A 21,248-nucleotide genomic window follows, 5' to 3' on the forward strand; every position below is an offset into this window, starting at 1 on the left:
CGGGCCTCCGGCGGGGGGTGGGCCGCGGCGCGCGGGGGGCCGTCGGGGGGGGTTTCGCCTGGCCTCCGCCGGTTTTTCCCCCGGGGGGGGGGGGGGGGGGGGGGGGCGCGCCCCCGGGGGCCCCCCCCCCCCCGCCCGGCACGACGGGGCCGAAGCAGGGGGGTGCACGCGATGTCACGCCGCTCGGGGGCACTTCGGCCGGCCGCCGGGCGGTCCTCGAACGACCGGCGGACGGCGTGGGCCCTGCCCGGTGTGGGGCCGCGGCTCGCGGGGCATCGACGTGATGACGGCGAACGGCGGGTCGGGGCTGCTGTCGTGGCCGTGCCCTGCCGACGACCGACGCAGAACGGCCGGATCCCCTCGATACGGTCGTTCACCGCACCGTGCCAGGTCTCGGCAACCGCAGGGGGAACGCATGTCGTTCGACGAGGAATGGGCAGGTCTGAAGGCCGAAGCGCTGGAACGCCGCGCCACCGGTATGCGGCTCAACCAGCTCCCGGCCGACCCGGGCGGCGGCCCGGCGGGTGCGCCCGCCGGCGGCACGCTGGACTACAACAGCGACTCCATCAACGGGAACGCCAACCTGTTGATCGAGATCGCGGGCTTCCTGTACGAGGGACGGCCGGACGGTGACCTGTGCACCCTGGCGCGGGAACCACGGGCCCACGGCGACGTGGCCGCACAGGTCGAGCGCTTCGGCAGGTTCGCCGACGACCAGTACCAGGACGCGGTGGCGCTCTACGCCGCCCTCTCCACCCGGCTCAGGAGCACCGGCACGGACTTCGTCACCGTCGACGGGGGCCACGCCCGGGAGTTCCTGGAAACGGTCCTCCGCGACGGCGGTTACGTACCACCGGAGGCGAAGTGAGCGGGCTGAGCCACCGCACCGACGTCGAGTTCCTGGAGGGCTGCAACCCGGCCCTCGTGGAGCGGAACGCCGACGAGTTCGCCAGAATCCGCACCCTGCTGACCGAGGCCGACGAGCCGGCCGAGCGGGCTGAGAAGAAGACCCACTGGCACAGTGAGGGGAGCGCCCGCTACGAGGCCCGTGTCGCCGAGGCGCGCAAACTGGTGACCCATCTCGCCGAGGGGTACGGCAAGGCGGCCGGCGCGCTCCGCGCCTACGCCTACGCGCTGACGACCGCGAAGAGCCACTACTCCAACGGCAAGGCCAGTGAACAGGCTCTGGCCACGCTGATCGCCACCAAGGGCACGGCGATCACCCGCAAGGCCCAGGACGCCGAGCCCATGCGCCAGTGGGAGGACATGCGCGCGACGACGGGCGTACTCGACTTCTTCGCCGAGCTGACCATGGACGTGGACGACATCAAGGACGAGGCCAACCGGCTGCACGACGCCGCCGGGGGCGATTTCGACCTCGCCAGGACGACGGAGAAGGAAGCGCGCGACCTCTGCGTACACGGGATGAAGCAGGCCTACGACCTGCTTCCGGAGTTCCGGTTGCGCAACGTCCCGCGCGTGGACATCTTCTCCGCCATCGCCGCCATGCGGAGCGAGGCCCACGAGGCCAGCGGTAACCCGTTGACCCGTCTGCCCGGCAGCGGACCGAAGCAGGACTACCAGGCGCAGGTCGGCAGCGCTCCGGTCTCGCCGACGCTCCAGGACATCAGAGCGCGGCTCGCCGGCCTCCCCCGGGCCGAGGACAGCTACTGGATCCCTCCGTCCTCGGACGAGGAGAAGAAGGAGTGGATCGCGGCGAACAAGGAGATCATCCAGGCCGCCGCCCAGAACTCCGGACTGCCCCCCGACATGGTCGCCGGCATCGCGTGGAAGGAGATCGCGGGCCAGCCGGGATACGCGGACGACGTGGTCGACACGATCCGTGAGCAGGCCGACGCGCCCTGGGGGCTCAGTCCCGTCTCGCCGGAGAACCTTCCGGGCCGCCTCGGCGGCAGCCCCGACGAGACCTCGTTCGGCCCCATCGCGATCCAGGTCCGACGAGGTGCCGAAGTGCTCGGTTACGATCCCGACGACCTCACCGAACACCAGCGCGCCGTCGTGGAGGAATCCCTCCAGGACCCCGGTCAGAACATCTTCATCGCGTCCGGATACCTGGCCCAGCTCAAGGCGGAGAGCGCGTTCGCCGACGTTCCCGCCGGGGAGATGACGTCCGCCCAGTACCAGGAACTCGCCGCGCGGTACAACGGCGGTCCCTACTGGGAAGGGGACAAGGCCCAGGGGTACGGCCGGGATTTCGCCCACAACCTCGACAACGCCAGGGATGCTCTGAGCTGATGCCCCACCGTTCCGAGTCCGACCGGTCCGGCACCACGCCCGTGCCGCTGCCCCTGCCCCAGGACGACAGCGGCTGCCTCCGGTGGGTGATGGCCGTGCCGTTGACGATCCTCTACGCGATCGCCGCCTTCTGCTGCTATACGGCGCTGATCACCCGTCCCTCGGGGGTCTGGGACCAGGACGCCTACGGCGCGATCTCGCTGATGTGCGGGCTCGCCGTCGCGGCCTGTGTGCTCGGGCTGCTCGTCACGGTGGGCCCTCCCACCGTGCGGCGCGCGATGGGCCCCTGGTGGCTGGCGCCGCCGCTGCTCCTCAGCGTGCTCGCGACGGCGCGGTGGGTCCTGGGGACCTGAGGCGCCCGCCCGCCCACCGGTACGTGTCCGCTGCGGTCCGATGCGCGGCGGACACCTGCCGGGCGTCCCCACGGGGTGCGGCGCTGCCGGCGGCGGGGTGCGCGCCGGAGGCCCCGGGCGCCGGGATCCGGCGCCCGGGGCCGGTTGTCACATGGCCGGAGCCTGGGCGATGAACGTGTCCAGCACCCCGTCCGCGACCTTGACCGTGCCCTGCGGGCGGGTGGTGCCCGGGATCGTGGTGATCGCGGCGGCCTGCCGTGCCAGGCCGGCCGCCCTGGTGAAGTCCGCCTGGCCGCTGCCCGAGTGCAGCTGGGCCCGCAGGCCGTCCAGGGTGGCGTCCAGCGACTGGCCCCAGAGGTCGAGGGCGTCGAGCCAGGGCTTCGTCTGCGCCAGGAAGGCCGGGTCCCGTACGCCGGCGCGGATCTGCCCGGGAGCCCCGGCCAGTACGTCGGCGTAGGCGTCCAGTGTGCGCAGCGCGGCCTGGCGCCGGGGCCGGGAGCCGCTGTCCCACGCCTCGGTGAAGTCCGCCATCCGGGCCGCCAGTCCGGGTGCCTGCGGCTGCCAGTTCGTGTCGCCGAAGGTGGGAGCGAGGTGCTGGGTGTCGAAGAAGGCCAGCAGCGCCCGGGTGGTGGCGGGGTCACCGCCGGCCAGGTAGCCGGCCGCCGCGCGCCAGGTGCGGTCCGGGTCGTAGTCCTCGTCGTTCCAGGCGAACGACACCCCTCCGAAGAGCGCGACCTTGCTGGCCGCGGCCTGGTTCATCGGGTTCAGCACGATGCCGCTCAGCGCCTCGTGTAGTCCGGCCTCCCGCTTGTCGTACGGGGCCATCAGCAAGCGGCCGGTCGTCTGCCCGTAGTCGTTGACCGGGTAGTTGTCCCAGAGGAACACCTTGCGCCCCCACACCGTGGAGGCCGCCCGGGCGTCCGCCACGCTGATCGAGGGCGGCACGACGTCCGTGCCCGTCCACTGCACGACCACCTTCGGGTCCAGTTGCTCGCGCAGCACCGACTTGTACGCCGAGTCGGCCGTGTCGGAGTACTCCGTGGGCACGAACTGGAGCGGCTGAGCGTCCGGGTGGGTGTCGACGAAGTCGTGCTGCACCGCGTTGAGCAGGTCGCTCTGCGCCTGCCCCGCGCTGCCCCTGCCGGGCGCGCCGTACGTGTCCCGGTCGGCGTCGCAGTTCCACCGGGTGTAGCTGATGTCGTCCAGGGCCACGTAGAAACTGCGGGCGCCCTGGTCGTAGAGGGCCCCCAGCTTCGTCTTGAGGGCGTTCACGTCCCCGGGGTCGCTGTAGCAGACGGAGAGGCCGGGGGAGAGGGCGTAGGTGAAGCCGACGTGGTGGTCGGCGGCCTGCTGGATCAGTTCGCGCAGGTCGGCCAGTCGGTCCGCGGGGTAGGGCTCGCGCCACTCCTCCCGCAGGTACGGGTCGTCCTTCGGCGTGTAGATGTAGGTGTTGGCCTTGATGTCACCGTAGAAGGCGAGTTGGTCGAGCCGGTCGGCGTGCGACCAGGGGGCGCCGTAGAAACCTTCGATGCTGCCGCGGAGAGGCATGGCCGGGTGGTCGGTGACCGACACCGCCGCCAGGGTGTGCTTCCCGGTCACCAACTGGCGCAGGGTCTGGGCGGCGTAGTAGACGCCGTCCCCGTCGTTTCCGGCGAGCACGACGGTGCCGTCCCGGGACGCGAGGGAGTAGCCCTCCGCCACCAGGGTGGCGGGCACGGTCCCGCCGGCGGAGCGCAGGGCTCCGGCGACCGCCCGGTCCGTGATCGAACCGGCCACGACGGTCAGCTTCGCCTCGGGGGCGCGCGGCCCCGGGGCCGTGTCCCCGGCCGCGGCGGTGTCGATGTGACGGGCTCCGGCCGACGCCAGAGCCCGCTCGATGACCTCGGTGCTCGGGGCGTCGACGCCGTCACCGAGGACGAGGCGCACGCGTTCCGGCACACGCAGGTCCCGCCCCGCCGAGGTGATGTGACGCGGGGTCGGGGTGACGACGGGCAGAGCCGCCGACGGGCCCGCGCCGGGCGCGGCGGGGGGAGGTCCCCCGGCGGCCTGGGCGGGAACGGAGAGCGTACCGAGCGACAGAAGGACGGCGGCGCCGAGAAGCGGGAGCCGGGGCACGCGGGGCAGACGGTACGGATGACTTCTGGGCATACGGGTCACTGCACCTCCACGGAAGTGGACCATCACGTTCAGGTGGTGGAGTGGTCTAAACCACCACTCGTCGGCGCCGCTGTCAAGATCGCACCCCGGAACGGGTGGAACCGGCGGTGCAGCGCCCCGGGGGGCGACGGCCTCCTGCCGTGCGGTGGACCGCACCCGGGCCCGGCGCCCCGGATGCGGTCCGCTCAGGCGGCGCCGAACGCCTCCCCGACGGCCAGCGTGTCCTCGTACAGGTGCATGCGGACGATCCGGCTGTCCTCGACCGCCAGGTGCATGGCCGCCGGTGTCGTGAACTCCTTCCCGCCGGCCGCGACGGTGTGGGTGAAGACCGCCAGCAGCACCACGTCACCACCGTCGACGACGACGCGTTCCAGCACGACCTCGCTCCCGCCGGGCGCGAAGTGCGGCCACATCGTGGTGAAGTACGGCGCGACCTCCTCCCGGCGGGTGCGCCGCCCGGTCCAGGGCAGCGCGTCACTGCCGGGGACGTACCAGTCGATCTCCTCGGCGAACAGTTCCTGGATGCCTTCGGGGTCCTGCCTGCCGAGGGCGTCCACGAACTTCTGCGCCACGGTCCGCGAGGTCCGGGTGTCTGTTGCCATGGCCTTCGTCCTTGTCCTTGCTCATCGTCTTCATCGGTCGTCCCGAGGGTTCTTCGCCCGGTTGAAGTAACCGTTCTGGTTACGTCAATGGGTGGAAGGCGTTCCCCTGCCCTGCCGGGGGAGTGGCGGGCGGTCCGGGGTCAGGCGGCCTTCAGGACGTCTCTCAGTACGTCCTCCAGCGAGGTCCTGGCCAGCTCCCCGCGCAGGGCGGCCTCCACGTCGTCGTACACGGCGCTCATCGCCGGTCCGATGCCGTGGCCCACGACGCACTCGGGGTCCGGTGTCGCGGGGTGCAGGGCGAAGACCGGTCCCGGTTCGACCGCGCGGTAGACGTCGAGCAGGGTGATCGCCGACAGGTCCCGCGCGAGCCTCCAGCCCGCCCCCGCGCCCCGCCGTGAATCGGCCAGGCCCGCCTTGCTCAGCTTGGACAGCAGGCGGCGGATCACCACCGGGTTGGTGTTGACGCTCGTGGCGATCTGTTCGGAGGTGGCGACCTCGTGGCCGCGCCGCTGGTACAGCCCGATCCATGTCAGGGCGTGCGTGGCGATGGTCAGTCTGCTGTTGGCGCTCATCTCGTACTCCGCCCTCCTCGGTCCGGTCGTAACCATAATGGTTACATCTAGGTGCGGCAAGGGCCGCCGGGTCCGGTGGTGCGGGCCGGGTGTTCATTCACGGGCGTAAGCAATCGGCCGTAGGTCGCGTGGGCGCGAGGGCGGAATCCATAAGGTTCGCGTTGTAAGGTAACGGCATGGGAGACGACACACCGACGACACGCGCCCGCGTCCGCAACCGTCGCGGCGAGGGTGGCCGGCTGCGCGACGAGATCGTGGAGGCGGCGGTCGAGCTGCTCGACGAGAGCGGTGACGAGAGCGCCATCACCCTGCGCTCCGTCGCCCGTCGTGTGGGCATCGCGGCCCCTTCGATCTACCGTCACTTCCCCGACCAGCCCGCCATCATGCTCGCCGTGGTGCGCAGTGCCTTCGCCGAGCTGGACGAGCGGCTGAGCACCGCCGTGGACGCCGGGGGGGACGCGCCCCGTGGCCGGCTCATGGCGCTGTGCGAGAGCTACCTGCGGTTCGCCCAGGACCACCCCGGGCGCTACCGCACGATGTTCGGCGGGCTCTGGATGCCTGACCTGAGCGAGAGTTCCGTGACCGAGGAGGACATGGTCGCGCTGGGGCAGGTGAGCATGCGGCGGCTCGCCGAAGCACTCGAAGGGTGCGTGGCCGCCGGCTGTTCGAGCAGTACCGACGTGTCCGCCGACGCGGTCGCGTTGTGGCTCGGGTTGCACGGACTCGCCCATCAGCGGGCGGTCTCCCCGTCGTTCGCCTGGCCGCCGGGCATCGCCGCACGCGTGATCACCTCGCTCGCGCACCTCACGGAGGAGTGAGACGGCTGTCGCCGGGTGCCGGTCCGGCTGTCCGGACCGGCCCTCGCGTCCGCCCCGTCCCGCGAGCGGCCGCGCCCTGCCCGGTGTCACGTCGACCAGATGACCGTGCCCCTGTCCACGACGACCACCTTGGCGTCGGCGCGCAGGACCAGTTGGGCACCGGGGTGATCGTGGGTCTTGGAGGCCCAGATCGCCCGGTCGTCGCCGTTGTGGATGACGAGGTTGCCGTCGGGCTGGAAGATCGCCCGGTGGTTCTCGCCGAAGGTCATGGCCGCCCAGATCGGCTTGCCCTCCTCGTTCAGGACCACGAGGTTGCCGTCCGTCTGCATGACCATCTTGACGCGGTTGGTCGTCCAGGCCTGGTTGACCTCCAGCACGCTCGGCGCCGAGACGGTGACGGTGGTCCACTCCGGCTTCGGGGCCGGCTTGGGCTCGGGCTTCTTCGAGGGCGTGCTGCTCGGCCTCGGTTCCGGCGCGTGCGCCACCGGCTCGGGCGCGGTGGTCCTCGGGGGCTCCGGCTGCCGCGGCTTCTCCTTGCTGGGGGACGGACTGGGCTTCCCCGCCACGTAGTCACCGAGGTCCGCCGGGCCCGACCCCGGGTTGAGCACCGTGTCGGCGCTTGCCGCCGCCGGTCCGGTGGCCCGTTCGTCCCGCCTGTCGTCGTCCGCGCTCCCGACCAGCAGCAGGGGTATCGCGATCAGGGCGGCGCCCACGAAGGCGGCCCCCGCCAGGACGGGCGTACGGGGGCGTGTGCGGTCGACGCCGGTGACGGTCCTGGTCCCCGGTGCCGTCGCGACGGCCGCAGCCACGCCGACCGCCTCCTCGGGTGCCTCCGCCGCCTTGGTGGTGGACGGAGCCTCGGCCGTCCCCGGTGAGGATCCCTCGCCTGTTCCAACAGCAGCCCCCTCCACGCCCTCGGCAGACGCGGACGCAGGTGCGGACACGGTGCCGGAGGCCGGAGGCTGCGCCGTACCGGCCGTGGCGTTCGCGGCCGTTGCGGTGCCGGCTTCCGTCTTCGCCTCCGCCGTCGGGAGGGCGGCCGGCGCGGGCCCCTCCTCCGCCGGTGCGGAGGGCGCGGGTCCGGGCTCCCGCGGGTCGGGGACGGCCGCCGTCCTCGCGTTCGCGCCGGGGGTGGGGTGCTGGGGGGACATGCGGTCACTCCTCATGGGGGCGGAGCTGTCGGTGTGCAGGGGCCGAGCCGGACGAACACCGCTCAGCCCCTGGAGTGTCGGCGAGCGCCGCGTCGAGGCGGGCCCGGGACGGCCCGGTCCCCGTCGTGGGTTCCCGCTCGCTCCCGCACGGTGGCGCCGGCTGTGGATCCTGGCCCTGCCGGACCGCGACGTACCCGGTACGCCGCGCTTCGGATGGGAGGGCCGCAGGGTCCCCGTGCGCCGAAGGGGCCGATGGCGTACCCAACGTAGCCCGTCGTGGAGCCGTGCCCGCCCCCGCGCGCGGAAACGCCCCGGCGCTTTGTCCTCCCGCGCCTCACTCCTCCCGGAACGTTCTCCGTCCGGGCGGCCGACGGGCGCCGGGGAGCCTCATTCGGGCCGGTGGGCGGCGCCCACGGATGGGGCTGATGTGGCATCCTGTTGGCTCGGTTTGATCAATGTCGGCGTGCGCTCATATCGTTCGGCACTCAAGGATTCGTACGGAACCCAAGAGTTCAGGTGGAGATGCGGCCCGGAGAACGGCAAGAGGGCGGGCAGGGCGCTCTGTCCGCCGTTCCTGATGCCCCGGCAGCCGGTCCCGGCTCGCCGGGGACCGTCACGGACGCCGCCGCCGACCTCCCCGAGATACCCGAGGCCGTGAGGGACGCCGCCCGCCAGGCCCCCGGGCACTGGATCGGCGTGGTGGACCCGGAGTGGTCCGAGGAAGGCACGCCGCCGGAGTGGGCGGTGCTGGGCGAGTGGCAGTCGGACGAGCAGGGGGGCGTGGGGGAGTACCGCGCGAACCCCGCGTACCGTCCCTCGGCGCGGATGCTCGGCTGGCCGGAGCCCACCGATCCGGTGGACGCGGCGGCGCAGCGGGCCGCCACCGGGTACGGCTCGGTGGAGGCGGCGCTGACGGCGCTCGCGGCGGCGGACATCACCGTGGTGCGCGGTCCGGACGGCGGGCCGCTCCTGGCCGCCGGACGGGACGGGGCGCCCGTGGTGCTGTTGTTCACCTCACCGGTACACGCGTTCATGTCCGAGGCACTTCACCATGACACCCTGTCGGCAGGGGAACTGGCCCGCTCCCTGAGCGTTCCCGGCACCCTGCTGATGATCAACGCCGGGGCCGCGGCCCCTCTGCTCGTCCCGGCGGACCGTCTGGCCGGCCCCGTCCGCGAGGCGGACGACGGGAGGACGACCGCGCGGGAGGGGCCCGAAGGCCCCTCCGGTGCGGCGGACCGCACCGGTGTTCCGGCCGCGGCCCCCTCCGCGGACCTGGCCGGCAACCCCTTTGAACCCTGGCCCCACACCACAGGGAGAACCCCGTGACGCGTTCGGCTCAGCAACCTCCCGCCTCCTCGCGGGCTCGCGTGGAATCCGGTTCCGAGAGCGAGGAGACGGCCGCGGCCCCCCTTGCCGGGGCCGGGACCACCGCCGAGGCCGGATCCACCGGCAAGCCCGCTACCGGGCCCGATCCACAGCCCGGGTCCGCGGCCGTGTCCGAACCGGACCCGGCGAAGACCGGGGCCGGGGCGAAGACCGGAGCGAAGACCGCCGGCGAGGCCGGGAAGACGACCGGGTCCGCCGCGGCGGAGACGCCGGAGACCGCCGAGGCGGAGAAGACGCCCCAGGCTGCCGCCGAGACCGGTGAGGCCGCGAAGGCCGGAGCGGCGGCGACCGCGGGGGACGGTCCGGAGGCCGGTACCGGGACCTCCTCGGGGAGCCGGTCCGAGGCCGAGACCGACCCCGGCGCCGTGGCCGCAGCCCAGAGCCGGCTGCCCGGGCTCGTACGGACCATGACCGCGACCGCGATCGGAAAGCCCCAGCAGACCGGGCCGGTGGGACGACCGGGCAAGGCCGTGCTGGCCGGGGCCGCGGTCGCCGGAGCGCTGCTCGTGTCCGTGCCGTTCCTGGTGCTGGCCACGGACGACGACAAGAAGCCCGAGCAGCCCGCGGTGGCCGCCGGAACCGTGCTCACCGGGAACGGCCAGGAGGCGCCCGGGGAGTTCGCGGTGACCCCGCCCGAGTCCGATGCCCCGCAGGAGGCCACGAAGGGCCCCGTGACGTCCGAGAAGCCCGCGAAGCCCGTGCAGCCGGTGCGGCCCGCGCCGGACTCCGCCGCGGCTCCGGACGCGGACAAGGCCGCGGAGGCGGCGAAGAAGGCCGCGGCCGACAAGCCGGCCGCGGTGAAGAAGGAGACCACCGAGAAGAAGTCCGAGACCGTCAAGAACAGGACGGCCGCCGCTCCGGCCGTCACCCTCAGCGGCCCCGTCTCCTTCCGCAGCCACCTCTCGGGCCGTTGCATCGACGTACCGGGCCACGACTTCAGCGACGGCAAGGCGCTGCACATGTGGGACTGCAACAACGCCCCCGCGCAGAAGTGGCAGTTCGCGTCCGACGGCACCATCCGCATCCAGGGCCTGTGCCTGGACGTCGCCAACGCCAACTTCAGTGACGGCACCGTCATCCAGATCGCCCGGTGCAACGGCAACAACGCCCAGAAGTTCGCCCTGAACGGCGCACACGACCTGGTCAACACCGTCGTCGGCATGTGCGTCGACATCGCGGGCGCCAACCGGGAGAACCGGGCGGCCCTGCAACTGCTGAAATGCTCGGGCAACCCCGCCCAGAAGTGGAGCACCTGACCACGGCCCTCGGTCCCCGGAGCGGTGCTCCACGATCCGCACGCCCCGGGGGACCAGGCATGATGGCACCGTCGGCTCCCCGACACCCGGCCCCCGCCCCGCGGGGGCGTCCGCTGAAGACGTTGCCGTAGCAAGGAGGTTGGTGCGTGTCGCGCCAGGTACTGTCGGTCGGTCCCGATAGCAGGGACCGCTACCGGACGATCGGCGAGGCACTCGCCGCTGCCCGTACCGGTGCGCTCATCAGCGTCCGGCCCGGAACGTACGCGGAGAACCTCGTCATCCACACGCGGGTCACCCTCACCGCCGCCGAGGGACGCGGCACCGTGGAGATCCGGCCGCGTACGGGCAGCGTGGTCGCGCTGCGCGCCGACGCCGTGATGCTCTCCGAGCTGACCCTGCGCGGCGGTGACGCCGAGCTGCCGGCCGTGGACGTCCGGCGCGGTCAGGCCGCGTTCGACGGCTGCGAGGTGGTCGGGGCCGCGTGGACGGCGATGCTGGCCGGGGGCACGGGCTCCCTCGCGCTGCGCGACTGCCGGGTGAGCAACCCGCAGGGCGCCGGCATCGTGGTCACCTCGGCGGCGCCCACCACCGTGGAGTCCTGCACGTTCGAGCACCTGGGCACCAGCGGCCTGGTCCTCGCCGAGCAGGGGGAGGCACGCATCCGTGACTGCACGGTGCGCGGGGCCCGCGGCAACGGCCTGCTCGCCAACGGCGAGACCCGGGGCAGCGTCGAGGACTGCGACATCTCCTCGACCGACAAGCCCTCCATCGCCCTGGAGGAGAACTGCGCCGTCACCGTGGTGCGCACCGTGGTCCACGACACCAGCACCGGGGTCCACCTGAGCAGCGCGGGCCGTACGACGCTGGAGGACGTCCGTGTCACCGGCGCCTCCGGGAACGGGATCACCCTGGCGGGGGGCACCGACCCGGTGCTGCGCCGCTGCCGTGTCTCGCGGGCCCGCGGCCACGGCGTGCTGGTCACCGACCGGGCGCGCGGCACCTTCGAGGACTGCTGGGTGGACGGCGCGCAGGGCGCGGCCGTACGGGTCGCCGGGGCCGCCTCCCCGGCGCTCACCGGACTGACGGTCCGTGACTGCGAGGGCGCCGGACTGCTCCTGGAGGAGGACTCGGCGCCGGAACTGGACCGCCTGGAGGTGATCGGCGGTTCGCCCGCCGTCGCGGTGCTCGGCGGCGCCAACCCGCTGCTGCGCCGCGCCCGGCTGGTGGAGCCCGCGGGCGACGGCATCGCGGCCTCCCGGGACGCCCGGGGCCGAGCCGAGGACTGCGAGATCGTCAGACCCAAGGGGGCCGGCGTCCGCGTGGCCTCCGGCAGCACCCTCTACCTGGCCGGCGGCGGGGTCTCCGACACCGCCACCAGCGGCCTGGTCGTGGAGGACGGGGGCAACGTCACCGTCCGCGACTTCCGCGTCGAGATATCCGGCGAGGAGGGTGTGGTGGTCGCGGCGGGCGGCGAGCTCACCGCGAACCGCACCGCGGTGCACGCCGCCCAGGGGCACGGCTTCCTCCTCCGCGAGGGCGCGCTCGCCTCGCTCAGCGGCTGCGAGGCCACGGGCGGCACGCAGGACGGCTTCCGGGTGGAGTCCACCGCACCGGTCTCCCTCGTCAACTGCCTCGCCCGGGAGAACGAGGGCGGCGGCCTGGTGCAGACCGCGCCCGGCGAACGGCTCGCCGTGGACGGCCTGAACAGCGTCGGCAACGGCAAGCGGGACGCCTGGGGCACCGGCAGCGCCGAGAACACCGACCCGGCCGGTTCGGGCGCCGCGGACGCGCCCCCGCCGGACCGCGCGGACGGCCCGCTCGGCGCACTCAACGCGCTGATCGGCCTGGAGAACGTCAAGCAGCAGGTGGGCACCCTGGTCAACCTGACCCAGCTCGCCCAGCGCCGCGAACAACTCGGCATGCCCGCACCGCCGATGAGCAGACACCTGGTCTTCGCCGGCCCGCCCGGCACCGGTAAGACCACCGTCGCCCGCCTCTACGGGGCGATCCTGGCCGAGCTGGGTTCGCTGCGCAGCGGGCACCTGGTGGAGGTCTCACGCGCCGACCTGGTCGCGCAGATCGTCGGCGGAACCGCGATCAAGACCACCGAGACCTTCCAGCGGGCGCTCGGCGGCGTCCTGTTCATCGACGAGGCGTACACCCTCACCTCGGACAGCGGCAACGGCGGCGCCGACTTCGGCCGCGAGGCGGTCGACACCCTGCTCAAGCTGATGGAGGACCACCGCGACGACGTGGTGGTGGTCGCGGCCGGCTACTCCCGGGAGATGGACTCCTTCCTGGGCTCCAACCCGGGCCTGGCCTCCCGCTTCTCGCGGACCGTCGAGTTCGAGAACTACTCGGTGCCCGATCTCGTCGCGATCATGGAGAGCATGTGCGTCCAGCACCAGTACGAGCTGGGCGAGGGCACCGCCGAGGCGCTCGCCGCCCACTTCGGGGCGATGCCCAGGGACGCGGGCTTCGGCAACGGCCGTGCCGCACGCGGGGTGTTCGAGGAGATGGTGGACCGGCAGGCGGTCCGGCTCTCCACGCAGCAGCAGGTCGGCGAGCGTGACCTGCGGCTGCTGCTCCCGGAGGACGTGTCCGTCACCGCCGCGGCACAGGCGGGCGAGTCCACCGCACCGGACGACGACCCGCTGACCCGCCTGGGCGACATGATCGGCCTGGCCGAGGTGAAGCGCGAGGTCGCCGACCTGGTCAACCTCATCACCACGGCCCGGCACCGGGCGGCCGCCGGGCTCCCGGTGCCCTCGCTCAGCAACCACCTCGTCTTCACCGGCCCGCCCGGCACCGGCAAGACGACCGTCGCCCGTCTCTACGGCGAGGTCCTGACCCAGCTCGGCATCCTCGACCGGGGCCAGCTCGTCGAGGCCGCCCGCGCCGACCTGGTCGGCCGCTACATCGGGCACACCGCCCAGCTCACCCGCGAGGTCTTCGAACGGGCCCGTGGCGGTGTGCTGTTCATCGACGAGGCGTACACCCTCACCCCGCGCGGCAGCGGTGCCGACTTCGGCCAGGAAGCGGTGGACACCCTGCTGAAACTGATGGAGGACCACCGCGACGAGGTGGTCGTCATCGTCGCCGGCTACACCGACGAGATGGAGCGCTTCCTCGCCTCCAACCCGGGCCTGGCCTCGCGTTTCCCGCGACGGATCGCGTTCGCCGACTACTCCTCGGAGGAACTGGTCACGATCGTCCGCGCCCAGGCCGCGAACATGGGCTACGAGTGCGGACCCGGTACCGGCCCGCTGCTCAAGGAGTACTTCGACTCGCTGGTCCGGGACCGCTCCTTCGGCAACGCCCGCCTGGCCCGCCAGGTCGTCGAGTCGATGGTCACCCGGCAGGCGGGACGGCTCAGTTCGCTGGCCGCGCCCACCCTGGACGACCTGCGGATCCTGCGCCCCGAGGACGTCACGGCCGTGGCGCCGAAGGTGGCTCCCCGATGAGGCCGCCCGCCCGCGGGACCGCCCGCCTGCTGTCCGGTGCCGGCCTCGCCGCCGCCCTGCTGCTGCCCACGGCCGTACAGGCCCAGGCGGCGCCCCCCGCACGCGTACCGGCGGCCGACGGGGGGAAGGGCCAGGAACTGCCCGGGATGCCCTCCGCGCTCGATCCGAAGGCCGACCAGGCTAACTGCACGCCCGCTTCCCGGGAGAAGGCGAAGAAGCAGGACTGGTCGCGCCAGCGCCTCGACCTGAACCGGCTGCACGGGCACAGCACCGGTGAGGGCGTGACCGTCGCGCTGATCGACACCGGGGTCGCCAAGGATGCCGAGGGGCTCGACGGCCGGGTCTCGGCGGCGGGCGCGGCCGGTGACGACTGCGTGGGGCACGGCACCTTCCTGGCCGGGCTGATCGCCGGGACGGGCGGGGACGGCGCACATCTGGCCGGAGTCGCCCCGGACGCGAAGATCCTCGCCCTGCGCGGCACCGACCAGCGCGGACAGGCGAGCGCCGCCCTGGTGACCGAGGCGGTGCGTGAGGCGACCGCCGCCCGGGCCGACGTGATCGCGGTCGCGGTCGCCCTGCCGCGCCGGGACGCGGCGCTGACCCGTGCGGTCGCCGACGCCCGCCGCGCGGGCGCGGTGGTGGTGGCCGCGGCCACCCCGGACCCGCCCCGCAGCGGCACCGACGAGATCCCCTCCCGCGTCTACTGGCCCGCCGGTGAGCCCGGTGTCCTCTCGGTCGCCGACATGCTGCCCGCCGGTGTCCGCCCCGACAGCGCCCTGCCCACCGACGGCATCGACCTGGCCGCCCCCGGCGCCGGGGTCGTCTCCGGCGGTCCGCGCGGCGACGGCCACTACCTCGGTGCCGGCGCCTCCGTGGCCGCCGCCTACGCCGCCGGGGCCGTCGCGGTGGTCCGTTCCGCCTACCCGGGAGAGGCGCCCGAGGACGTCGTCCGCCGTCTGACCGCCACCGCCTACCCCGCCGACATCCCGCAGCTCGACCCCTACGCGGCCGTCACCACGGTCCTGGGAGCCCCCGCCTCCACGACCGGAGCCGGGCACGCCACGGACCCCGTGACCGTGCGCGACACCGCCGCCGCCGACCGGGCCACCGGCCGCGCGACCGTCCTCGTCCTGCTGGGCTCCGCCGCCGTCCTCGCCGTCCTGTGGGCGGGCTTCGCCCTCTCCCGGGGCCGCGCCCGCGGATGGCGTCCGGCGGGCGCGGGCGGCACGGCCGCGGAGTGAGCCGCGCGCACGGGGCCGACACCCCGCGTACGTAGGCCGGGGCACGAAGCACGACACCCTCCCGCGGTGTTCCGCGGGAGGGTGTTCTCGTTCGCCGTGCCGTCGGTCCTACGTCCCCTGGCCCTCCTCGACCAGTGCCGTCTGCATCAGCTGCGGCTTGCGGCGGGCGATGTGCAGGGCCCGGCCGGGCGGCAGGTTGAGGGGCTTCGCGTTGCCGAAGAGCCGGCCCTCCGTGGGCGGGCAGGAGAGCAGGACGGCGGGGTTGTTGGCCTCGTCGAGGCGGCGGATCAGAGCGTCGCTGAGGCCGCGCCCCGCACCCATCGCGCTGCGGGCGACGATCACGTGCAGGCCCATCTCGAAGCCGAGGGTCAGACTCTCGAAGAGCGGCTCGAAGGGGCTCTGGAAGGAGTTCCCGGAGACCATGTCGTAGTCGTCGACCAGGATGAAGAGCCGCGGACCCGTCCACCAGTCGCACTGGCGCATCCGGCCGGGGGCGATGTCGGCTCCCGGGACGCGGGTCTTCAGCGCGCGGGCGGCGCCGTCGATGGTGTCCTTCAGGTTGTCCAGCGAGATCACGTGCCCGATGCGGTACTCCTCCGGGACCGCGTCCACCAGGGTGCGCCGGTAGTCCACCGCGATGATCTTCGCCTCGTGCGGGGCGTAGCGTGCGGTGATGCCCTTGGTGACGAGGCGCAGCAGGTTGGTCTTGCCGCTCTCGGTGTCGCCGACCGCGATGAGGTGCGGCGTACGGCTGAAGTCGTGCCAGACCGGCTCCAGGGAGTCCTGGTCGATGCCGAGCGGGAGGCGCATGCCGCCGCCCTCGGTGGCCTCGGGCGCGGGGAGTTCGGCGAGCGGGAGCCGGTGCGGCAGCATCCTGACCTGCGGGGCGGGTGCGCCGGACCAGTGCCGGGAGACTTCGGCGACGAGGTGCGCGACACCTTCGCCGAGGTCCTCCAGGGAGCCGCTGCCGTCCAGCCGGGGCAGCCCGGCGAGGAAGTGCATCTTGCTGTCGGCGGTGATGCCCCGGCCGCCGCTGCGCGGCACCGAACGGGCCTTGCGGGTGTCGATCTCGGAGTCCATCGGGTCACCCATCCGCAGTTCGAGGCGGGTGGCGGCCTGGTCACGGACCTGGGCGGACAGCTCCACCCAGCGGGTGGTGGTGATGATCAGGTGGATGCCGTAGTTGAGCCCGCGGGCGGCGAGTTCGTTGAACTTCGGGATCAGGTCGTCGTAGTCCTGGCGGACCGTGGACCAGCCGTCGACCACCATGAACACGTCCCCGAAGGGCTCGTCGGGGAACTCCCCGGCGGCCCTGCGGCGGCGGTAGGACTGCATGGAGTCCAGGGTGTGGTCCACGAAGAACTGCTCACGGCGGGCGAGCAGCGTCATCACCTCGGCGACGGCCCGCTGCACCCGCTCCGGGTTGAGCCGTGCCGCGACCCCGCCGACGTGCGGGAGGGCGGCGAGCTGCGAGAGGCCGCCACCGCCGAAGTCCAGGCAGTAGAACTGGATCTCGGCGGGTGTGTGGGTCAGGGCGAGAGCCGTGATCAGGGTGCGGGTGAGGGTGGACTTGCCGCTCTGCGAACCACCCGCGACGGCCACGTGGCCGCCCGCTCCCGAGAGGTCCACGACCAGCGGGTCACGGCGCTGCTCGAAGGGCTTGTCGACGAGCCCGACCGGCACCCGCAGCTTGCCGTTGCCGGACCAGCCGGCCGCGCTGAGACCGCGCTCCGGGTCGGGGGCGATGCCCGACAGCAGGGCGTCCAGCGGAGAGGGCTCCCGCAGCGGCGGCAGCCACACCTGGTGGGCGGCGAGTCCGGAGTCGCGCAGCCGGTCCAGGGCCACGTCGAGCAGGGCCTCCTCGTCGCCGGTCTCCTCGGTCTCCGGCTCCGGCCCGGGGGCGGCCTCCAGGGTGCGCGGCACCACCCAGCCGCTGGTCCACGGCACCACCTGGCTTGCCACCCGGGCCTGCACCACCGCACCGGTGCGACGCCGGTACGTCCCGGAGGAGTAGGCGGCGCGGAACCGGGTCAGCGCCTCCACACCGGACTTCAGGTAGCCGCTGCCGGGCTGGGCCGGCAGTTCGTAGGCGTCCGGTACGCCGAGCACGCCGCGGCTCTCCATGGCGGAGAAGGTCCGCAGGCCGATGCGGTACGACAGATGGCTCTCCAGCTGGTGCATCCGCCCCTCGTCCAGGCGCTGCGAGGCGAGCAGCAGGTGCACCCCCAGGGAGCGGCCCAGACGGCCGATCATCACGAAGAGGTCCATGAACTCACGGTGTGCGGAAAGCAGTTCACTGAACTCGTCGACCACCACGAACAGGCTCGGCAGCGGGGCGAGGTCCGTCCCGGCGGCGCGGGCCCGCTCGTACTCCAGGGCGGAGGTGTAGTTGCCCGCGGAGCGCAGCAGTTCCTGACGGCGGATGAGTTCACCGTGCAGGGCGTCCTGCATGCGCTCCACCAGGGCGACCTCGTTGGCGAGGTTGGTGATGACGGCGGAGGTGTGCGGGAGTTCCTCCAGGCCGAGGAAGGTGGCGCCGCCCTTGAAGTCGACCAGGATGAAGTTGAGGGTCTCCGAGGAGTTGGTCAGGGCCAGCCCGAGCACGAGGGTGCGCAGCAGCTCGCTCTTGCCGGAACCGGTGGCCCCGATGAGCATGCCGTGCGGGCCCATGCCGCCCTGGGCGGACTCCTTGATGTCGAGCTCCACCGGACGGCCGTCCACGCCGACCGCGATCGGCACCCGCAGCCGTGCGGAGCCGCTGTGCTTGTTGAAGAGGGTGTGCGGATCGTGCCGGTGCAGGTCGGGGATGCCGAGCAGGGTGGTCAGCTCGACGTCGGTGTCCATCGGCTGCGCGATGTCGGCGCCCAGGCTCATGCGGCGCGAGGAGATCAGCCGGGCCAGGGCCTCCGCCCCGAGCGGGCCGAGCCGGTCCGGCCGGCCGAGGGGCACCGAACGCTCCTTGCGGCTGCGGTCGGTGCGCACCAGGTTCACCTGGCCGGGCCCGACGGTCAGCCGCAGCGTGTTGCGGCCGGGCCGCCAGCGCATCGCACCGGAGATGTCCAGGGCCAGCGCGTTGCGGTAGCCGTGGCCCTCCCAGCGGTGCCCCTCGGGCACGGCGACGCCGTCCAGGACGACGACCGTGTAGGGCTCGTCGCGGCCGGGGCGGGCGTCCGGGTCGAAGTCGGGGCGCTCGGCGAACTCGGCGCCGAGCAGGTCGTCCAGCTCGTTGAGGTCGGCGGTGATCCGGCGCACGTGGCCGGCGCCGTCCTCCTCGTGCGGGTCCAGCGCGTGCGGGAGCCACTTGACCCACTCCCAGTCGGCCCGCCGCTCGTCGCTGACGCAGAGGGCGATCCACAGTTCCTCGGGCGCGTGGAACACCGCGAGCTGCCCGAGCACCGCGCGCGCCAGGGCCCGTACCGCGTCGCCGTCGGGATCAGCGGTCCGACCGCCCTCCGTCCGCGGCGCGGCGGCCGTCCCGGCGGACTCCTCGGGTTCCTCGTCGGGGCGCACCAGGATGCGGGCCGAGGAGCGCAGGTAGAGGCCGAGGGGCTGCTCGGGGATGGTGGAGTAGGCGCGGATGAAGCGGCGCAGCGCGTGCGCGCAGAGGGGTTCCAGGTCCTCCACCGGGCGGGTGGAGACCGGGTCGAGGGTGAGCGCGAGCTGCTGTTCACCCACCGCGAGACGTACCTCGCCGAAGTCCTCGTCGGCCGGACGCCTCTCCCACAGCCGCGAGGTGCGGGCCAGCGAGCGGAGCGACCTGGGCTCCGGGTGGCGCCAGGCGAGCGCCCGCTGCTGCTCCGCGATCGTCGTCCGGACCCGCTTGCGGGTCTGCGCCAGGTAGCGGAGGTAGTCGCGGCGCTCGCCCTTCAGGCGCTGCTTGCGCTCGCTGGAGCGGCGCATCAGCTGACCCAGCAGCATGGCACCGGCGGAGAGCGCCATGACGCCCATCGCCAGATACATGAAGACGCCGTTCCCGCCGCCGGGCCGCAGGAACATCAGCATCATCGACACCGACATCAGCGCCATCGGCAAATAAGTCCATATGGCCGAGGTGTCCGGAACGGTCTCGGCGAGGACCGGCGGCTCCTGGAGAGTCAATTGCCCTTCGGGCATCTCCGGTCCGCGGCGGCGGGCCGGACGGCGAAACAGCACCACACTCAAGGAACAGAACCTCCGGTTTTACGGCTTTCCGGCCCGTACCGAATACCGGTGCACCCGGTAGTGGGAAAGACCGCACCGCGCTGATTCTCCGGGTCCCGCGTGCCGCGGTGAACGCCGGGTGAATGTTTCGGGCGGACAGTGGGGGAGGAGCAACTCCCTTGATGGCCAATTGCATACCGGATAGTGAGTCCGATCCGCAATACGACCCGGTGGTCGTAGGCAGTAGTCTGCATTCACGGAACGCGAACTGTCCACGCGGGAGCGGCCGTCGCGGCGCGCGCGGACGCAATTTCCCTGCCGTACGGACCTTCCGTACTCTTCGCACACCCCCTCTCCCGAGGGGGAGCGCCCCTGTCAAAGCCCCCACGGAAGCCGAGAGTTCAGCTGATGACCGACAGTGCGGTGGCCGAATCGTGCCGCCTGACCGTACGTGCGCCGAGCGTCACCGTTGATCTGGCGGTGCCCGCCGACGTCCCGGTCGCCGACCTCCTGCCCACCCTGCTCCGCTACGTCGGGGAGGAAGCCGAGGAAGCCGGGCTCGACCACGCCGGCTGGGTGCTCCAGCGGCTCGGTGACGCCCCGCTCGACGAGGAGACCACCCTGGCGGGCGCCGGTCTCTCCGACGGCGCCGTGCTCTACCTGCGTCCGCACACCTCGGCGCTGCCCGAGGCCCGGCTCGACGATCTCGTGGACGGCATAGCCGAGACCGCCGGCCGCCGGCTGCACACCTGGCATCCCGGGGCGGCCCGGGGGCTGCTGGTGGGCACCACGGTGGCGACCGTGGCGGTCGCTCTCGTCCTGGTGTTCTGGCCGGGGGTGAACAGCTCCGCCTCCGTCCGCGCCGCCTGCGCGGGCGTGGCCGGCCTGCTGCTCCTCGCCGGCGCCGGTTCCGCCAGCCGCGCGGTCGGTGACCGCCTCTCCGCGACCGCGCTCGGCCTGCTGGTCGCGCCGTGCCTGGCACTCGCCGGCTGGGTCCTGCCCGGTGGCGACGTGACCGGCCCGGACGCCGCGCAGGTCGTGGGCGCGCGGCTGCTCGCGGCGGGCGCCGCCGGTGCGGGCGGTGCGGTCATCGCGCTCGCCGCCACCGCGGTCGGCGCCCCGGCCCTGCTGGCCACCGCCGTGGTCTCCGTGGCCGCCGCCGTCGCCGGAGCCCTCATGGGGTACACCGGCCTGGGCGCGCCGGCCGCCGTGGCCCTGGTGGCGACGGTGGTGGCGCTGGCCGCCGGAACCGTCGCACCGTTCGCCTTCAAGCTGGCCGGCATGCGGATGCCGTCCCTGCCGTCCTCCGCGGGCCAGCTCCAGGAGGGCATCGATCCGTACGCGGGCGACGAGGTCGCCGAGCGCACCGAACTGGCCGGACGCTGGGTCGCCGCGCTCTTCGCCGCCACCGGCGTCATCGCCGCGGCCGCCCTGGTCGTCCTCGCCGAGCACCCGGACCTGGCCGAGGTGCTGACCGCGCTGGCCCTGAGCCTGCTCCTGCTCCTGCACTCCCGGGGCCTCGTGCACATCGGGCAGCGGCTGACCCTGGCGGTGCCGGGAATCTGGGGCCTGCTGCTGCTCGTCCGGGCCTGGGCGGTGGACAGCGACAGCACCGGACGCCTGGTGGTCTTCGCGGTGCTGCTGGCAGCCGCCGCCGGCCTCGTGACCGCGTCCTGGACGGTGCCCGGCCGCCGGATGCTGCCGTACTGGGGCCGGGCGGCCGAGCTGGCCCACACCCTCATCGCCGTCGCGCTGCTCCCCCTCAGCCTGTGGGTGGCGGGCCTCTTCGGCTGGCTTCGCGGCCTGTTCGGCTGAGTACACCCGCACGCCGGCACATGGGCAACGAGAA

14 protein-coding genes are annotated in these 21,248 nt (G+C 73.3%); 9 read left to right on the forward strand and 5 right to left on the reverse strand.

All coding sequences use genetic code 11. From position 1 onward, the window contains the following. Positions 1-415 precede the first annotated feature (415 nt). From ACFVS9_RS05895 to ACFVS9_RS05905, 3 genes are read left to right on the forward strand one after another with little or no spacing between them, the layout of a single operon-like run. The gene (locus ACFVS9_RS05895) at positions 416-868 is read left to right on the forward strand and encodes a hypothetical protein (protein WP_383114462.1); all 453 of its coding nucleotides are present in this window, start codon (positions 416-418) and stop codon (positions 866-868) included. Further along, complete coding sequence (locus ACFVS9_RS05900; RefSeq protein WP_383114461.1) at positions 865-2,256, forward strand: hypothetical protein; 1,392 nt, start codon at positions 865-867, stop codon at positions 2,254-2,256. Before ACFVS9_RS05895 ends, ACFVS9_RS05900 begins: the two co-directional genes overlap by 4 nt. Then, positions 2,256-2,609: a hypothetical protein gene (locus ACFVS9_RS05905; protein WP_389930347.1), complete on the forward strand. Its 354-nt coding sequence runs from the start codon at positions 2,256-2,258 to the stop codon at positions 2,607-2,609. The genes ACFVS9_RS05900 and ACFVS9_RS05905 overlap by 1 nt, the downstream gene beginning before the upstream one ends. 147 nt (positions 2,610-2,756) lie before the next feature. Here ACFVS9_RS05905 and ACFVS9_RS05910 read toward each other — a convergent pair whose 3' ends face one another. From ACFVS9_RS05910 to ACFVS9_RS05920, 3 genes are all read right to left on the reverse strand, one after another. Further along, a complete protein-coding gene (locus ACFVS9_RS05910) occupies positions 2,757-4,757 on the reverse strand; it encodes a beta-N-acetylglucosaminidase domain-containing protein (RefSeq protein ID WP_389930349.1) in 2,001 nt (666 codons plus the stop codon). Between the two features lie 194 nt (positions 4,758-4,951). Next, positions 4,952-5,368, reverse strand: a complete 417-nt coding sequence (locus tag ACFVS9_RS05915) for a nuclear transport factor 2 family protein (RefSeq protein ID WP_389930352.1) — start codon at positions 5,366-5,368, stop codon at positions 4,952-4,954. Between the two features lie 140 nt (positions 5,369-5,508). Next, a complete protein-coding gene (locus ACFVS9_RS05920; protein ID WP_389930354.1) occupies positions 5,509-5,940 on the reverse strand; it encodes an Rrf2 family transcriptional regulator in 432 nt (143 codons plus the stop codon). A 176-nt stretch (positions 5,941-6,116) separates the two neighbouring features. Between ACFVS9_RS05920 and ACFVS9_RS05925 the strand changes: the two genes are divergently transcribed. Next, positions 6,117-6,758 carry a TetR/AcrR family transcriptional regulator gene (locus ACFVS9_RS05925; RefSeq protein ID WP_389930357.1) on the forward strand — a complete coding sequence of 214 codons (642 nt, stop codon included), beginning with the start codon at positions 6,117-6,119 and terminating at the stop codon, positions 6,756-6,758. 86 nt (positions 6,759-6,844) lie between these two features. Here the strand turns inward: ACFVS9_RS05925 and ACFVS9_RS05930 are convergent, their stop codons facing one another. Beyond that, a complete protein-coding gene (locus ACFVS9_RS05930) occupies positions 6,845-7,909 on the reverse strand; it encodes a mannose-binding protein (protein WP_389930359.1) in 1,065 nt (354 codons plus the stop codon). 522 nt (positions 7,910-8,431) lie between these two features. Here ACFVS9_RS05930 and ACFVS9_RS05935 point away from each other — a divergent pair. The 4 genes from ACFVS9_RS05935 (at position 8,432) to ACFVS9_RS05950 (ending at position 15,259) form a co-directional block, all read left to right on the forward strand. Further along, positions 8,432-9,238 carry a type VII secretion system-associated protein gene (locus tag ACFVS9_RS05935; RefSeq protein WP_389930362.1) on the forward strand — a complete coding sequence of 269 codons (807 nt, stop codon included), beginning with the start codon at positions 8,432-8,434 and terminating at the stop codon, positions 9,236-9,238. Beyond that, entirely contained in the window at positions 9,235-10,554 is a 1,320-nt protein-coding gene (locus tag ACFVS9_RS05940; RefSeq protein WP_383114453.1) for a ricin-type beta-trefoil lectin domain protein, read from the forward strand. The genes ACFVS9_RS05935 and ACFVS9_RS05940 overlap by 4 nt, the downstream gene beginning before the upstream one ends. Positions 10,555-10,700: 146 nt before the next feature. After that, a complete protein-coding gene (locus ACFVS9_RS05945) occupies positions 10,701-14,018 on the forward strand; it encodes a right-handed parallel beta-helix repeat-containing protein (RefSeq protein ID WP_383114452.1) in 3,318 nt (1,105 codons plus the stop codon). Beyond that, a complete protein-coding gene (locus ACFVS9_RS05950) occupies positions 14,015-15,259 on the forward strand; it encodes a S8 family serine peptidase (protein WP_389930365.1) in 1,245 nt (414 codons plus the stop codon). Before ACFVS9_RS05945 ends, ACFVS9_RS05950 begins: the two co-directional genes overlap by 4 nt. Positions 15,260-15,367: 108 nt before the next feature. Here the strand turns inward: ACFVS9_RS05950 and eccCa are convergent, their stop codons facing one another. Further along, a complete protein-coding gene (eccCa, locus tag ACFVS9_RS05955; RefSeq protein WP_383114450.1) occupies positions 15,368-19,372 on the reverse strand; it encodes a type VII secretion protein EccCa in 4,005 nt (1,334 codons plus the stop codon). Between the two features lie 435 nt (positions 19,373-19,807). Between eccCa and eccD the strand changes: the two genes are divergently transcribed. Beyond that, a complete protein-coding gene (gene eccD / locus ACFVS9_RS05960; protein ID WP_389930368.1) occupies positions 19,808-21,214 on the forward strand; it encodes a type VII secretion integral membrane protein EccD in 1,407 nt (468 codons plus the stop codon). Positions 21,215-21,248 lie beyond the last annotated feature (34 nt).

This window comes from Streptomyces sp. NPDC058008 (assembly GCF_042886395.1).
Taxonomy (GTDB): domain Bacteria; phylum Actinomycetota; class Actinomycetes; order Streptomycetales; family Streptomycetaceae; genus Streptomyces.

Coding starts and splice junctions, on each gene's coding strand:
- eccCa (WP_383114450.1), bottom strand. CDS start 19,372: ATGCCCGAAGGGCAATTGACTCTCCAGGAGCCGCCGGTCCTCGCCGAG.
- ACFVS9_RS05920 (WP_389930354.1), bottom strand. CDS start 5,940: ATGAGCGCCAACAGCAGACTGACCATCGCCACGCACGCCCTGACATGG.
- ACFVS9_RS05910 (WP_389930349.1), bottom strand. CDS start 4,757: ATGCCCAGAAGTCATCCGTACCGTCTGCCCCGCGTGCCCCGGCTCCCG.
- ACFVS9_RS05915 (WP_389930352.1), bottom strand. CDS start 5,368: ATGGCAACAGACACCCGGACCTCGCGGACCGTGGCGCAGAAGTTCGTG.
- ACFVS9_RS05935 (WP_389930362.1), top strand. CDS start 8,432: ATGCGGCCCGGAGAACGGCAAGAGGGCGGGCAGGGCGCTCTGTCCGCC.
- eccD (WP_389930368.1), top strand. CDS start 19,808: ATGACCGACAGTGCGGTGGCCGAATCGTGCCGCCTGACCGTACGTGCG.
- ACFVS9_RS05905 (WP_389930347.1), top strand. CDS start 2,256: ATGCCCCACCGTTCCGAGTCCGACCGGTCCGGCACCACGCCCGTGCCG.
- ACFVS9_RS05895 (WP_383114462.1), top strand. CDS start 416: ATGTCGTTCGACGAGGAATGGGCAGGTCTGAAGGCCGAAGCGCTGGAA.
- ACFVS9_RS05950 (WP_389930365.1), top strand. CDS start 14,015: ATGAGGCCGCCCGCCCGCGGGACCGCCCGCCTGCTGTCCGGTGCCGGC.
- ACFVS9_RS05925 (WP_389930357.1), top strand. CDS start 6,117: ATGGGAGACGACACACCGACGACACGCGCCCGCGTCCGCAACCGTCGC.
- ACFVS9_RS05930 (WP_389930359.1), bottom strand. CDS start 7,909: ATGTCCCCCCAGCACCCCACCCCCGGCGCGAACGCGAGGACGGCGGCC.